A 15791-nucleotide genomic window follows, 5' to 3' on the forward strand; every position below is an offset into this window, starting at 1 on the left:
TTTTATCGTTTTGCCATGGTTATTTTATGGCACAAGAACGTTACTAAAAGAGGCGATGTATTATTTAATAAGATAACAGTTACTGTTTATTAACATAGTTAAAATAACACCCAGCTATAATTAGCTGGGTGTGTTTGTATAAAAATAGTTTATTTATACTTAATCTTCAAAATACCAATAGCCTTGGTTAACAAGATGCGTCAATAAGCGTATAAATTTTGGATCTGCTAAAGCATCACCTAAATGTTGTTTATCAATACAATCATATTGGCAAAGGGCATCTGCAGCTTCAATATGATGAGTATCCATTAATTCACCATTAACAAAGCAACTATCACCAACACGCAGTGCGCGAATACCGTTTAAACGATGAAGTTGTTCACCTTGTTGCAGTAAATCGTGGATCTCAGCATTTTCATATAAAGGTTCAGGAATGGCCAAGTCAAGTTCATGGCGAGATTGAGAAATAAACTCCCCAAACCAATGACGGAATACTTCGGGTTGGGCAAGTAAGTCTTCCATCATATCATGCAACTTATTTAATTCTTGATGCTGGACTAATGCCGGATTATCTCGAGGAGTAAGATCAGGATCACTGTAACGGTAGCTTCCTAAGTCATTTGCTAAAACATAGTCAGCAAAACCGCTAAATAGCTCTCGTGCATTAGGTGCTCTAAAGCCAACAGAATAGTTTAGTGATTCTTCAATGGCATAACCTTCATGAGGAAATCCAGGTGGAATATACAGAATATCACCCGGCTCTAATTCTTCATCGATAATGGCGTCAAAAGGATCAACTTGAAGTAAATCCGGGTGAGGGCAGTGCTGTTTCATTGGGATTTTCTCACCCACACGCCAACGACGACGACCTTGCCCTTGAATAATAAATACGTCATATTGATCAAGATGAGGGCCCACACCGCCTCCGGGAACAGAGTAAGAGATCATCAAATCATCAATACGCCAATCGGGCAACACACGAAAAGGTTTCATCAATGTCGCACTTGGAAAATGCCAGTGATCGACCGCTTGAACTAATAACGACCAATCTTTATCACCCAAACCTTCAAAGTGCTCAAAAGGCCCATGTTTAACTCCCCACTGCCCATCTTGACAACTCACAAGACGGCTATCCACTTCATCTTCCATTGCAAGACCTGCAAGTTCATCAGGAGATAAAGGATCAACAAAACCAGAGAAGCCGTTTTTGATTAATAAAGGACGTTTTTGCCAATGGCTTTCTAAAAATGATTGCCAATCTAAATTAAGTTTATAGTCCATTGTGTATTTCCTGAATTTGGGAAGCCTAAAAATATCATATAATGAATTACAACTTCCTGCTAAACATTCCTTGGTGCAATGTGAGTAATAACGAGTAATATACTGACAACTGCGTAGTTATCATACATCTCGCAATCTTATTGTGATAAGACCTAAATTAAATCAGCAATAATATAAGTTGATAGAGAAGAGCGTTACTCTATTTCAGTAGTGAGTTGTTGCTCAGCAAAGGTGACGATGAGTCTTGCCCCCCCCTAATGGACTATCGGTAATGGTGATATCACCGTTATATTGCTCAATAATATCAACAGCAATTGATAATCCTAAGCCTTGTCCTGGGCGCAATGTATCTGCACGTGTACCACGCTGAAAAATGAGCTCCCTTTTTTCTGGGCTGACTCCTGGGCCATCATCATCTACGGTGATAATCACACAATTGTCATCATGACTTACATTGATCTCGACAAACTCTAAACAGTACTTACAAGCATTATCAAGTACATTTCCCATGACTTCCATAAAATCATTCTTTTCACCTAACCACATCATTTCAGGGGAAACATTTAACGTTATATCAACGCCTTTGGATTGATAGACCTTATTAAGTGCACTACAAAGATTGTCAAGTAAGCCTGATAAAGAGTGGAGCTTGCGTGTTGTTATATCGTGATCGCCGTGAAGAGAAGCTCGATGTAAATAATAACCAACTTGCTGTGAAATTCGTTCAATTTGACTTTGCATAATTGGCTCAGCTTGTTCTATAGACATTTGTTTGCCAGCACGTAGAGCACGTAATGTTGATTGTAAAACAGCAAGGGGGGTTTTTAAGCTATGGGTCAGATCAGATAAACTGGTACGGTATTTACTATAACGATTGCGTTCATTACGCAATAAAATGTTGAGATTATAAACTAATCCTTTGAGCTCTTTAGGAGGATTTTCATCTAAATTATCGCGAGTGCCTTTTTCCAACGCGCTGATCTGCTCAATAATGGATTTAATCGGCCTTAAACTCCAATGGGCTGCTAACCAAATTAATGGGATCACCAAAAGAAAATTAGCTAGTAATATATAGAGAAACCAATCCCAGACTCTACTTACATTTTGCAGACTTTGAGGAATAGGATCGATAACCGCAATGGATAGATAAGGCATATTATCCGCCGCAGGATAGTGATTAATAACCACGGAATGCGTTAAGGTATCATTACTTGAATATTCGTTGAGTTTTTTTAGATAGGCACGATATTGAGGCAGTTGCTGTAACATAAAACGTGTCGTTTTAACATTCACACTAATTTCAAATAAGCCTTCTTTATTGCGCCATTTTGGCGCGATACTGTTTGGGATCACCTGAGGTAAATCCGTTGGCGTCCATAGCACATTGCCTTTCTCGTCGAAAATAACCACCAGCGATGTGTTGTTGTTATTGAGGTTAGTCGGAAATTCAATCTGCAATTGCCCATCTTTCCATTGCGCTAAGCTATAGTAGAGATTACTTTGGCTACGCATTAGCATAAAAGTCGTTTTATCAAAACTGACAATAGAGCCGACTATGGCAACTAAACCATAAGAGAGTGTCAGTGCTAAAATAATGGCGCTGGTGGCAAGTAAAAATCTTGTTCGTAAAGAGAAGGGCGAACGTTGTTTTTTATGCATATTAAGCTTTCATATCAAAACGATAACCTTGTCCACGTACAGTTACAATGACATCATTATCATATTTTTGGAGAATTTTTTTGCGCAGACGCCCCATAAGCACATCAATGGTATGACTTTCTCGCTGCTCTGCATCAGGATAAAGTTGGCGCATTAGCACATCTTTGCTCACCACTTTGTTTTGATTACGCATTAATGTTTCTAAAATAGTATATTCGAATGCAGTGAGCTTGATTTGCTCACCTAAGATCATGAACTCTTTACGTGATAAATCCAACTCAAAAGGGGCAATAGTCAGTATTTGTGATGCAATGCCCATGTTTCTTCGCATTAATGCCTGAACGCGTGCCACGATCTCTTCAAAATGAAAAGGCTTTGTCACATAATCATCAGCACCGGCATTTAATGCGGTCACTTTTTCCTGCCAGCTTTCTCGAGCCGTTAATACCATAATGGGAATAGTAATATTATTTTCCCGCCATCGACGAATAAGGCTGATACCATCTTCATCAGGAAGACCTAAATCAACAATGGCGACATCAGGTGTACTTTCTGCGATAAAGTGATCGGCTTCTTTCGCATCTTGTGCTGCATCAACTTGATGTCCTGCATCGCGAAACTGCACAGATAAATGATGGCGAAGTAAGATATTATCTTCAATAATTAAGATCCGCATATTCCACCTTGTGTACATCAGTAAAAATCAGTTGCTGTAAGAGAAATTAAGATAATGATAGTCAATCTAGCACTTAAAGAATACCGTAACGGACAATGTGTTTAAGTTATAGATAGTTTTTATCTTATTTAGGACGGGTAATCGATATAAAAAAAGGCAGAGATTATCTGCCTTTTAAGTATGGGATAAATTAATCTAATTTATCAACAAGTTGACTGGCAAAACCAATATAGCTTTCAGGTGTCATCGCTTTTAAGCGTGCTTTTTCTTGTTCTGGTAGCGCTAAACCGTCAATAAACACAACCATATCTTGTGCCGTGATCCGTTTACCACGAGTTAACTCTTTAAGTTTTTCATAAGGCTTTTCAATACCATAGCGACGCATAACCGTTTGGATTGGTTCAGCAAGAACTTCCCAGTTGCTATCTAACTCTTCACGAAGATGACTTTCATTAACTTCTAATTTATTTAAGCCTTTCATGGTTGATTGGTAAGCGATTAATGCATAACCGATACCGACACCTAGGTTACGTAGTACGGTTGAGTCAGTTAAATCACGTTGCCAACGCGAAACTGGTAATTTGCTGGAAAGATGCCCCATAACGGCATTAGCTAAACCTAGATTACCTTCAGAGTTTTCAAAATCGATAGGATTCACTTTATGAGGCATTGTTGATGAGCCAATCTCACCGGCAATGGTCTTCTGTTTGAAGTGATTAAGAGCGATATAACCCCAAATATCACGGTCAAAATCAATTAAAATTGTATTAAAGCGGCTGATGCAATCAAAAAGCTCGGCAATATAGTCGTGTGGCTCAATTTGAGTAGTATATGGGTTCCATGTGATCCCCAATGAAGTAACAAATTCTTCACTAAATTGGTGCCAATCAACTTCAGGATAGGCAGCTAAGTGAGCATTATAGTTACCTACTGCACCATTAATTTTACCTAAAATTTCTACTTGAGTAAGCTGGCGATATTGACGCTCCATACGGTATGCAACGTTTGCAAACTCTTTTCCTACCGTTGAAGGTGTTGCCGGTTGTCCGTGAGTACGAGAAAGCAGGGGTAAATCACGATATGCTTGCGCCATTTTACTGATAGTATCAATAAGCTCGCGCCATGCAGGTAGTAGCACTTCTTGGCGTGCTGTTTCTAACATGATGGCATGGGATAAATTATTAATATCTTCAGAAGTACAAGCGAAGTGAATAAACTCAGAAACTTGCTGTAGTGCAGGGATAGCTGCCACTTTTTCTTTTAAGAAATATTCAACCGCTTTCACATCATGATTGGTGGTGCGCTCGATAGTTTTGATACGGGCAGCATCATCTTCATTGAAGTTAGCAACAATTGCATCAAGGTAATCGATTGCGTTTTGTTCAAAGGCGGGAACTTCTTTAATGTCGGTGCAAGATGCTAGCTTTTGTAGCCAGCGAACTTCTACCTGTACACGGAATTTCAAAAGACCGAATTCACTAAAAATAGTCCGTAACGACGAGGTTTTACTACCGTAACGACCGTCAATCGGTGAAATCGCTGTCAGCGAAGATAATTCCATTGTTGGCAACTCCCAGGTTGAATTTTAAAGTATTAACATTGAGCGAGAAAATCATCAGTTTGTCGTAAGATGGTTTTTTGATGGAGTAAAAAATCAAAACGGCGACCACCTACTTGACGCCAAAGTACGGCACTACGAAGACCTGTCAGAAGTAATCCACGAACTTTGGCTTGAATAATAGGGTTTTTAAGTAACTCAATCGAACCATTAACTTGAATTTTTGGCCCTACAGGGCTGACCGCATCACTATAAACGCCAGCGAGAGCATTAAATAATCCGTCAGAAAGCGGTTCAAAATAATTTTTTTGTCGTTCAAGTTGAGATATTTTTTGTGATAAATGCGAACTGTAATCGTTATTTTTGTTGATGATACGTTCAAGGTTAATCAGGCCTTGTTGATAAGTCATCAACTCAAACGTGAGTTTTTCTCTTCTTACCGCTTGATGGATAGCTTTTATAGTTTGAAAACCTAATTTCAAATGACTTATTTGATTACCATAAACATCCAAGGTTGAAGTTGGGTTGATATTAAAAATGCTGTTAACCATGACTTCAACATCTTTCTCGTCTGCATTCCCTTGATAAGCAATTTGCTGAACAAGACGACTTGCCTGGCAGATACCAGCCAGTGCAAGGGTAATATCACGAAAATCTTTAGCCACATCTACTCCTGAATACGTGTTTCAATAATACCGCCACCTAAACAGACTTCGTTTTGATAGAAAACGGCCGATTGCCCCGGTGTAACAGCAGCAACAGGATAGTCAAAACGGACTTCAATTTTATCTTCATCTAATGGTGTTACTGTACACGGAATATCAGCTTGGCGATATCGTGTTTTCACCGTGCAACGAAAAGCTTCGGTAATAGGCTCTCTTGCGACCCAATGAAGTTGTTGAGCAATTAAGCCTATGGACATTAATCGAGGGTGTTCATGACCTTGTGCGACAATTAATATGTTATTTGCAACATCTTTATCGACTACATACCAAGGATCTTCGCTACCTTCTTTTGTGCCACCGATACCCAGACCTTTACGTTGACCTAAGGTGTGATACATCAACCCTTGATGTTCACCAATGGTTTCGCCATCTACGGTGACGATAGGACCCGGTTTGGCAGGTAAATAGCGCGATAAGAAATCAGTAAACTTGCGTTCACCGATAAAGCAGATCCCCGTAGAGTCTTTTTTCTTGGCGGTGGCTAAATCAAGCTTCTCGGCAATTTTTCTCACCTCAGGTTTTTCCATTTCACCGACAGGGAAAAGGCTTTGGGCGATTTGCTGATGACTTAATGTATATAAGAAGTAGCTTTGATCTTTGTTGTTATCAACACCGCGCAGTAATTGGCTTTTACCATCAATATCACGGCGACGAACATAGTGGCCCGTTGCAATATAGTCGGCCCCTAAATCTTCAGCTGCATATTCTAAAAACGCTTTAAATTTTATCTCTTTATTACATAGAATATCGGGATTAGGGGTGCGGCCAGCTTTATATTCAGATAAAAAGTGTTCAAATACATTATCCCAATATTCAGCGGCAAAATTGATAGTGTGAAGTTCTATGCCAAGCTTATCGCACACGGCTTGCGCGTCGGCAAGGTCGGCAGAAGCTGAGCAATATTCTGTATCGTCATCTTCTTCCCAGTTCTTCATAAACAGACCAACGACCTGATATCCCTGTTCCTTAAGAAGATAGGCTGAGACGGATGAATCTACGCCACCGGACATTCCAACGATGACTTTTTTTTGGCTGTTATCTGACATGAATGGATCTCACTGCGGAAAAATAAGCGCCATACTTTACCATATCACTATCAAGGGTGCATCAAACGAATACATTTTTTGCCTCTTAACCATGAAAGTCATGGTTAAGAGGCAAATGTTGAACCAAAGCTATCCAGTAAAGAGAGTGGATAACGTTCATTTTGTTGATAACAAAGAATACTTTCTTTTACCAGCGGTGAACGTAATTGTTGGCTATTAATTATCTCTTGCGCGGTCACCCAGTAGCAGCCATTAATATCATCGTCATGTGGTTGTGTGGCTAATTGTTCTGGCGCTTCTATCAAAAATAAAAAACGCAAAAATGGCGTATTGTCCGGTGCCACCCACTGATGTAATTTCAAAAAATATTGTACCGGCAAGGTTAAACCGGTTTCTTCCCATAACTCTCGTTGTGCCGCTTGGATCAGGGTTTCATTTGCTTCTAAATGTCCTGCGGGTTGATTCCATGTGGCTTTGCCATTTACCGTTTCTTCAACAACTAAAAATTTATTGTTTGCATGAACAATACAAGCAACAGTGACATGTGGTTTAAACAAAATTAATCTCCTTCCATTGACCCGGTAATAGATTATCCAAGGTAATATTTCCCATGCTAAAACGAATTAAGCGTAATGTGGGATAACCAATATGGGCAGTCATACGTCTAACTTGGCGGTTTTTTCCTTCAAATAAGGTGATTTTTAACCAGCTAGTCGGAATAGATTGACGCTCCCTAATAGGTGGAAATCGCGTCCAAACCCACGTTGGTTGTTCTACCCTTTCAATTTTTGCAGGTAGTGTTTTCCCATCCTTTAGGTTAAGTCCTTCACGAAATTGTTGTAACGCTATCTCTGTGGGAATGCCTTCTACTTGAGCATAGTAGACTTTCCCTGTTTTTTTATTTGGTTGAGTTAATTTGGCCTGTAATTTGCCATCATTTGTTAATACTAACAGACCTTCACTATCTCTATCTAACCGTCCTGCCGCATAAATATCAGGAATGGGGATAAAATCTTTTAGCGTTTTTCTACCGCTGTCATCGGTAAATTGCACAAGGACATCAAAGGGTTTATTAAAGATAATCACTTTACGCTCACCTCTAGGGCGAGAAGGTTTTTTTTGTCCTGCTAGTGCGTGAGATTTGCGTAGTTTCGATCTATTGTTAAATTGATTTGCCATAGCTATTTTTTGTCAAAAATGGGAGATTGATTATACCTTAAAAGAGAAGCGATTGGCGTTAGCTGAATAATCAAGTAGTATTGACAGGTCTCTTACAAAAAATTAACAAAGCGTGCGCTTACATGAAAGGAGAGGTAAATGGAAAGCAAAGTAGTTGTTCCGGCTAATGGTGCTAAAATTACATTAGATGCTAAAGGTAAGCTTGTTGTTCCAAATAATCCGGTTATCCCTTATATCGAAGGGGATGGTATCGGTATCGATGTCACGCCAGCAATGTTAAAAGTTGTTGATGCAGCGGTTGAAAAAGCTTACGGCAATGAACGTAAGATTGAGTGGATGGAAGTCTACACCGGTGAAAAATCAACACAAATTTATGGTAAAGATGTTTGGCTGCCAGAAGAAACCTTAGATCTTATTCGTGAATATCGTGTTTCTATTAAAGGTCCTCTTACTACACCAGTAGGTGGTGGTATCCGTTCATTAAATGTGGCACTACGCCAACAACTCGACCTTTACGTTTGCCTGCGCCCAGTGCGTTATTACAAAGGCACTCCAAGCCCAGTAAAACACCCAGAACTGACGGATATGGTTATCTTCCGTGAAAACTCAGAAGATATCTATGCCGGTATTGAGTGGAAAGCCGGTTCAGCAGAAGCTGATAAAGTGATTAAGTTCCTGCAAGATGAAATGGGTGTAACCAAAATTCGCTTCCCACAAGATTGTGGTATCGGTATTAAGCCTTGTTCAGAAGAGGGGACTAAACGTTTAGTTCGTGCAGCGATTGAATATGCAATTGATAACGATCGCGACTCCGTTACATTGGTGCATAAAGGTAATATTATGAAATTTACCGAAGGTGCCTTTAAAGATTGGGGTTACGAATTAGCCCGTGAAGAATTTGGTGGTGAGCTGTTAGATGGTGGCCCTTGGGTTAAAATTAAGAACCCTAAATCAGGCAAAGATATTATTGTTAAAGATGTTATCGCAGATGCATTCTTACAACAAATCCTGTTACGCCCAGCCGAGTATGATGTTATCGCTTGTATGAACCTAAATGGCGACTATATTTCTGATGCATTAGCAGCACAAGTTGGTGGTATTGGGATTGCTCCTGGCGCTAATATTGGTGATGAGTGTGCATTATTTGAAGCGACTCACGGAACAGCACCAAAATATGCCGGACAAGATAAAGTTAACCCAGGCTCTATTATTCTCTCCGCGGAGATGATGCTACGCCACATGGGTTGGACAGAAGCCGCTGATTTAATCATTAAAGGTATGGAAGGCGCGATCGAAGCGAAGACCGTTACTTATGATTTCGAACGTCTAATGGACGGCGCTAAACTGCTGAAATGTAGCGAGTTCGGTGACGCGATTATCAAGCATATGTAATTGTTGATTTGAGAAATAGTTAACGGGAGCTTATTAGTTCCCGTTTGTTTTTTGTACTATAAAATTCTTCCCCAAAACCCCACCAAAACTATTCCCCAAAACAGTACAATTAAAAGTGTGGATTATCTGAAGTGATTTCTGAGAACAATGCGTGGTGTGTGAATTTAATTGATACTATTCAAGGTAATTCAGCAGAATATGAGCTCTATATATTTGTGAAGTCTTCTTATCATATTTCACTTCATCCTCAAAAATGGGGAATTCAAATTTATCATAAAGGTGTTATTACACACGCTTCAAGCCAAAGACCGCTTAATTTATTAGAGGGAAATAACTTTGTGCTCACAGGAAATAATTGGAATGGCGTGGATGTTGGTTTTCCCTGTGCGGTATTAATCACAATAATTGGGCATATTGGGATGATGGATCTGATTGGAGGCAAAATAATTAGAGTAATTCTTTGTGAGCGAGGTAACCGTATTATTCCTCATTCGATGATAGTGTCCGGACAGATGTCAACAACCTCACTAGGTAAGCAGTATTTTTATATTGATGTGAGGGAGTATGGTGGGTGATAGAAGAGTTTAGATAAGTAGAGTTGGATAGTTAGTTGGCTTGTGGCGAAATGGTAAAACTATGGGGGTGAATTCAGTATATTGATAAGAATGCTATAGGTAAGAAATAGTTACACAATGAAATTTATACTTATAATTGAGGTTATTGAATAATTATTTTAGTAATAGTTGTTATGAATATATGCCATTACTCAAGAATATTAGAGAAAATATTATTGTTCACTTTAAACGTATTGATTTAGTTTTTATTTTGATTGATATGTAGACCCAGGATTATATCTTAAGTATTATAAAATATATTATGTAAATTGAATTTATATTGGATAATGTTAAATGATTGAAAAAATAAGGATTTCTCTTTGGGATATTTTCACTTTTTTTATGACGGGAGTATTTTTTGTTATCATTATTTTGGGATTTATAACTATAAATAACCAATTACCCCAAAAAGAAGTGATTTTTGATTTTTTGATTAAGTTACCAGCAACTTATATCCTTGTTGTGATGCCTATCATATTAATATTGTTAGGATTGTTAATAGAACCAATAGCTAATTTCTTTGAACGTTATATTGGTAAATATTTGTTTTTTTGGATTAAAATAAATGAAGATAAGAGAAAAATAGACAAAGAAACGATGGAAAAATATATAAAAGAAAATAGCTTTGGAGATCTAAATAACAAGATTGAAAACCCTTTCATGATTTGTAAAGAATATGTTGAAACTAAACAGTTAAGTACTACTTTTATGGTTTTTTTATCTAGATATGGCTTTTACCGAAATTGTAGTTTTATTATTTTATTGTTTGGCGTTGTTTGTTTTTTAACTAGTAGTTTTTCATGTATTTCTTTTTTGGGGTTAATTGTAAGCTATTTGAGTAGTGGATTATTAAAAAAAAGAGCAGATGAATTCTATAGTTATCAGGCGACTACAGTTTATAGCGCATTTTTGATTGATAATTTAAATTGGCCATCAAAGAAGTCATCAGAAAATAAATAATTACTCAAAATCTCATTAATAACTAGTAGGACGATAAAAATGGAATTAAAAGGTCTTTTGGAGCGTGGCTATTTTCCCAAAGAGTTACCAAAGCCGTTTATGACAAGATCATTTGCATCACTGATGGATACTTTGTCAGATTACAAGGAACCAGATAAAATTCCAGGTGTTTTTGGTAAGGAAATTGTTAAAAGCTCTAATATACCCGTAGCAAAGGAGGTTTTTTACTCTCTGGCTAGAGTTGGATTGAAGCGTAGACAGTTGAGTATTTGTAACCCAGTTCTATTTTATTTGCTGGCAAGAGAAATAGTAAATAATTGGCAAGAAATTAAACCAGCTGTTTCTGGTTCAAATTTTGCAGCGACTGAGCCTGAATTTAAGAGTGATGGACGAGCAATTAATGGTAAATATTCCCAAAGTCAGAGAGTTGAGTTAGCTAAAAAAAACCGTATTGGCGCAAGATATATTTTAACTACAGATATTAGTCGCTTTTATCATAGTATATATACACACTCTATACCATGGGCATTGCATGGTAAAAATTTGGCTAAAGCTAATCGCCGATTGGACAGCTTAGGCAATAAACTAGATTATCTCGTACGACAAGGGCAGGATGGACAAACGGTAGGGATTCCTATTGGTCCTGATACTTCACTAGTAATTGCTGAATTATTAATGCACAGTGTAGATAAAGAAGTAGCTAAAAAATTCCCACATATTAAAGGCCATCGCTTTATTGATGATTATGAACTTAGTTTTGCTAATCGAGATGAAGCGGAGCGAGCATATCATATTTTAGATGCAAATCTTGCTGAGTTTGAGTTGGCTCTTAACACAAAAAAAACTTATATATCAAAGTTACCTGTTAGATTAGAATCTAATTGGCTTTCTGAGTTAAGACAGTTTCAAATTCGTTCAGATAAAAATACTCAACTAAGCGATCTTGAGTCGTATTTTTCATTAGCATTTGATTTATATAATAAATATACTGATGAATCAGTTCTCCAGTGGGCTATCTCATGTCTTCGTTCTGTGCCAATTAATGAAGAAAATTGGGATTCATTCCAACGATTGCTTATGCTCTGTGTTGCTCCTGAGCCGTCTTGTCTACCTTTTGTGCTTGAACAAATTCTTTTACACAAAAAAAATTTATCTAATGTCAATGTGTTAAAAGATGAACTCACTTTTCTTCTTAATAATATAATTATTAAACATGCTGAATTACGCCATTCTAGCGAAGTTGCAAATGCTCTTTGGGGATGTTTAGCATTCCGTTTAAATGTTAATTCAAATGCTGTAGATAAAATTTCAACATGTAGGGATTCGTGTGTTGCCCTTCTGGCATTAGATTGTGAACAGGAGAATCTATTGGAATCGTCTTTAGATAAAACTCTCTGGGATAATTATTTAAATGCCGACGCCTTATATGGTGATCAATGGCTGTTATCATATGAAATGAGTTTAAAAGGATGGATGAAGCCTAAAAAAAATCAAGATTATGTTGAAAAAGATCCAAACTTTTCATTTTTAAAAGAGAACAATGTGTATTTTTATTTAGAACGTAATAAATGGGATGATAATGAATTATCAATAACTCCATCGCTTATGCCTTATGATAATTATCATCATGATAGTTATCACCCTTTGTTTCGTGGTGCTGATTATTCTATTAGTAAAGAATAGTCTGTAAAATCAATTATTGTGTATGAAAATGGTTTCCCCAAAACCACCTCAACCCAAACTAAAAATCAACCAGTTACATACAAACCAAGATCACATAAAAAAGATTGTCACCACCAATAATTATAATTCATTTAATAAGTTATCTAATTATTATGGGTATAATGCTACGCCACATGAGTTGGACAGAAGCTGCTGACTTAATCATTAAAGCTATGGAAGGCACAATCGAAGCGAAGACTGTTACTTATGATTTCGAACGTCTAATGGACGGCGCTAAGTTGCTGAAATATAGCGAGTTTGGTGACGTAATTATCAAACCTATATAATTGTTGATTTGATAAATAGTTAACGGTAGCTTATTAGTTCCCGTTTTTTATTAATGTTTTTTTACAATAATAAATAACATACTCATATAGAGAATTGTATTTAAATAGCCAAAGTTAGCAAAAGTGAATAAATCTCAACAGACATTAAGCTAAATATAAAATATGAGTGAATAAACAATAAGGTATTTATTTTGGTGAAAAATATAACAGAAAATAATCTGCAAATGGCATGATAAAGAAGCCGAAGTTTATCAATTGCAGATTATCTGATGCTTAAAAATATAACCAAATAAAAATTAACAGGTAATGGTTACCCACTCTTTTCCACGAGTATTGTTATAACGATCGGTTTGTAAACGTGTGGTATGGCCTAATAAGGCTTGGGTATCAATACCTTGTTTTCGGTATAAACGTTCAGATAAAGAACGTTGCTCATGAAATGTTGCAGGTGTTCCTTCTCCCCAATCAATATCCGTTTTATTTCTCGCCTTTTTAAAATTAGTCGTTAACGTATTTGCAGTAACTTGTTCGCCACGTTTAGATTGTGAAGTAGTTCGATGATAATGAACTAAATAATGGCTTACAATACGATCACGACATCGTTCAATAACTTCTTTAAGAGATACATTAATAGCTTGATTACGTAAAGAAAGTGGTATTGCTACTTTTGATCCTGTTTTACTTTGTATGATGTGCAAATGATCATCCCAAATATCTTGAAAACGCATACGTGAGATATCACTAACTCGCTGACCCGTCACAATGGCAAGTAGCATTGCATTTCCCATATAACGATGTTGTTTATCGGCAATATCATAAATTTTATGCCATTCATCTAGAGTGAGTCTTTGTCGCCTGATCCGTGTTCTTGGTCTTTTCGTTGCCAGAGCAGGGTTATATCCGGAAGGAACTTCTCCAGCATGTTGCGCTTCTTTAAAAATATCACTAAAAACCGATCTTACAACTTGAGCCATACGCATTTGACCTATTGCTTTGTATTCATCAATAATACTGACTAGATCACGAGTACCTATATTTGCTAATGGATATAAAGCCAATTTTTGACGCATCAGATCTATAGGTTTTTTCTTTTGTTTATATGTAGCAAGTTTTATCTCACCTTGTGATAAACGTTCTTTTTGAATATTCCAATAGCGATCTAACCATGTAGAAACAGAGATAGATTGATCTTTCATAGTAGCAACTCTATCACCAATGATTAAAATTTGGCGTGTTCTTTGTTCTGCTATACGGTTATTGGCTTCAAGAGCTATCTGTTTAGCTTGTGCTTCATCATCTCCTAATGAATGAAATTTTCCTGAAATTGGGTGACGGTATCGCCAATATATCTTTTTCATCCTTGGATGATATATTGAATATAAATTGGGTATATCAATATTCTTTTTACGAAGTCGTCCGCTCATCTTTTAATATTTTCCTTAATATAGGGTCATCGAATGTTTTGATGGAAGGAGTGGCAACTATACCAACTAAATCAGCATCTTCTTTGACTCGCCATAATCGGCCCTCTTTCCTTGCAGGGGGACAAAAATAACCTAATCGTGCATATTTATTTAATGTTGTTAGAGAAGGTGGGTGACTTTTATATCGTTTATCCGACCATTCCTTTAATGTTAATACTTTCATAATACATCCTTGCATAATAAAAATTAGTTAATAAGTATTAATTTACATTTAAATAAAAAATAATGAAATTTATTTGATAACTAATAAATAGCATTATTTTCTATCGAATATATATTTCCTTTTGCATTGTTAATAAGAGAGATGTTTGTTAATAGATAATTATTGTACCTGATGTTTATATTATTACAATAACCATGTAATGGGAAGTACATATTGAGCTGAAATGAGCCAGCTCAATAAACTAAAATAAAGAAGATTAGAGAGTCTGAATAATTTGTATTACATAACCAATAATTTGATAATCATCAGTAAATAATATTGGGGTAAAGGCTGTGTTTAATGAGATTAAATAAAATTGTGGTGGTTCATGGATAAACTTTTTAATAACGATATCATTAGTAATAATATTTTTAGCGATAATTATTTTTCCATATAACTCTATCTCATTCTTGAATGATGGTTCGATAATAACGGTTGAACCTTTAGGGATTGAAGGAAGTGAATAGGGGTTTGTCATAGATTCGCCTTGGTAAATTAATCCATATGCTTGTTCAGATACGGGTACTGTTGCACAGCACCAATGCTGAATATCGCTTAATCTTAATGTATCGTAACGTGCTTTCCAATCAGCTGCTTGTTCAAGCGTGATAATGGGTATTTTCTTAATATTCACTGTCTTGCGAGTTATAATTAATGCATCTGCTTCTGATGAGTTTCCCCCGTAAAGTAACCATTCAGGAGAGACTTCAAGGACTTTGGCTAATGCCTGTAAATTTTCTCCATCCGGCTCTGTAACTCGTGTTTCCCACTTTGTAATAGAAACTCGGCTTACACTTAACATCTTTGCTAGAGCTTCTTGTGTTAATGATAATTGTAAACGGCGTTCTTTAATTCTTATGTGCATTTTATTTCTCATGTAATTTATATTTCCTTTTTTTTAGGTAAAAAGTATTTGCGTACTCTTTGTCTATTTGTTAATTTTAATTACCCAAACGGATAACTTATTAATTTAAGTGATATGCATATAATATAAATTAATTATATT

Annotated in this window: 15 protein-coding genes and 1 pseudogene; 5 read left to right on the top strand and 11 right to left on the bottom strand. The window is 36.7% G+C overall.

Annotation, left to right across the window (positions count from 1 at the left end):
• Positions 1-159: 159 nt before the first annotated feature.
• The 8 genes and pseudogenes from ACYUCW_RS08330 to rluE all read right to left on the bottom strand — a co-directional run bounded on the left by ACYUCW_RS08330 (position 160) and on the right by rluE (position 8124).
• The gene (locus ACYUCW_RS08330; protein ID WP_185171830.1) at positions 160-1281 is read right to left on the bottom strand and encodes a ribosomal protein uL16 3-hydroxylase; all 1122 of its coding nucleotides are present in this window, start codon (positions 1279-1281) and stop codon (positions 160-162) included.
• 194 nt (positions 1282-1475) lie between these two features.
• Positions 1476-2940 (bottom strand): annotated as a pseudogene (gene phoQ / locus ACYUCW_RS08335) (two-component system sensor histidine kinase PhoQ).
• Position 2941: 1 nt separating this feature from the next.
• A complete protein-coding gene (gene phoP / locus ACYUCW_RS08340; RefSeq protein WP_004247114.1) occupies positions 2942-3616 on the bottom strand; it encodes a two-component system response regulator PhoP in 675 nt (224 codons plus the stop codon).
• A 190-nt stretch (positions 3617-3806) separates the two neighbouring features.
• Complete coding sequence (gene purB, locus ACYUCW_RS08345; protein WP_012367768.1) at positions 3807-5177, bottom strand: adenylosuccinate lyase; 1371 nt, start codon at positions 5175-5177, stop codon at positions 3807-3809.
• A 32-nt stretch (positions 5178-5209) separates the two neighbouring features.
• Entirely contained in the window at positions 5210-5839 is a 630-nt protein-coding gene (gene hflD, locus ACYUCW_RS08350; RefSeq protein ID WP_004247840.1) for a high frequency lysogenization protein HflD, read from the bottom strand.
• A gap of 2 nt (positions 5840-5841) precedes the next feature.
• A complete protein-coding gene (gene mnmA / locus ACYUCW_RS08355) occupies positions 5842-6945 on the bottom strand; it encodes a tRNA 2-thiouridine(34) synthase MnmA (protein WP_004251827.1) in 1104 nt (367 codons plus the stop codon).
• Between the two features lie 104 nt (positions 6946-7049).
• The gene (locus ACYUCW_RS08360) at positions 7050-7502 is read right to left on the bottom strand and encodes an NUDIX hydrolase (RefSeq protein ID WP_004247118.1); all 453 of its coding nucleotides are present in this window, start codon (positions 7500-7502) and stop codon (positions 7050-7052) included.
• The gene (rluE, locus tag ACYUCW_RS08365) at positions 7495-8124 is read right to left on the bottom strand and encodes a 23S rRNA pseudouridine(2457) synthase RluE (RefSeq protein WP_004247119.1); all 630 of its coding nucleotides are present in this window, start codon (positions 8122-8124) and stop codon (positions 7495-7497) included. The genes ACYUCW_RS08360 and rluE overlap by 8 nt, the downstream gene beginning before the upstream one ends.
• A 138-nt stretch (positions 8125-8262) precedes the next feature.
• Here rluE and icd point away from each other — a divergent pair, with 138 nt between their 5' ends.
• From icd to ACYUCW_RS08390, 5 genes are all read left to right on the top strand, one after another.
• Complete coding sequence (gene icd, locus ACYUCW_RS08370) at positions 8263-9516, top strand: NADP-dependent isocitrate dehydrogenase (protein WP_004247120.1); 1254 nt, start codon at positions 8263-8265, stop codon at positions 9514-9516.
• A gap of 158 nt (positions 9517-9674) precedes the next feature.
• Positions 9675-10091: a hypothetical protein gene (locus ACYUCW_RS08375; RefSeq protein WP_460408374.1), complete on the top strand. Its 417-nt coding sequence runs from the start codon at positions 9675-9677 to the stop codon at positions 10089-10091.
• 333 nt (positions 10092-10424) lie between these two features.
• Positions 10425-11090: a hypothetical protein gene (locus ACYUCW_RS08380; RefSeq protein WP_110229320.1), complete on the top strand. Its 666-nt coding sequence runs from the start codon at positions 10425-10427 to the stop codon at positions 11088-11090.
• 39 nt (positions 11091-11129) lie between these two features.
• Positions 11130-12773: an RNA-directed DNA polymerase gene (locus ACYUCW_RS08385; protein ID WP_263055630.1), complete on the top strand. Its 1644-nt coding sequence runs from the start codon at positions 11130-11132 to the stop codon at positions 12771-12773.
• Positions 12774-12877: 104 nt separating this feature from the next.
• The gene (locus ACYUCW_RS08390; RefSeq protein WP_263055629.1) at positions 12878-13099 is read left to right on the top strand and encodes an isocitrate/isopropylmalate family dehydrogenase; all 222 of its coding nucleotides are present in this window, start codon (positions 12878-12880) and stop codon (positions 13097-13099) included.
• A gap of 296 nt (positions 13100-13395) precedes the next feature.
• On the opposite strand, the gene ACYUCW_RS08395 is transcribed toward ACYUCW_RS08390, so the two are convergent.
• The 3 genes from ACYUCW_RS08395 to ACYUCW_RS08405 form a co-directional block, all read right to left on the bottom strand.
• On the bottom strand, positions 13396-14523 hold the full coding sequence (locus ACYUCW_RS08395) for a phage integrase Arm DNA-binding domain-containing protein (protein WP_263055628.1): 1128 nt from the start codon (positions 14521-14523) through the stop codon (positions 13396-13398).
• Positions 14504-14746, bottom strand: a complete 243-nt coding sequence (locus ACYUCW_RS08400) for an excisionase (RefSeq protein ID WP_049206746.1) — start codon at positions 14744-14746, stop codon at positions 14504-14506. The genes ACYUCW_RS08395 and ACYUCW_RS08400 overlap by 20 nt, the downstream gene beginning before the upstream one ends.
• A 256-nt stretch (positions 14747-15002) precedes the next feature.
• Entirely contained in the window at positions 15003-15650 is a 648-nt protein-coding gene (locus tag ACYUCW_RS08405; protein ID WP_108717285.1) for a helix-turn-helix domain-containing protein, read from the bottom strand.
• Positions 15651-15791: the final 141 nt, after the last annotated feature.

The organism is Proteus sp. MB838 (assembly GCF_054767435.1).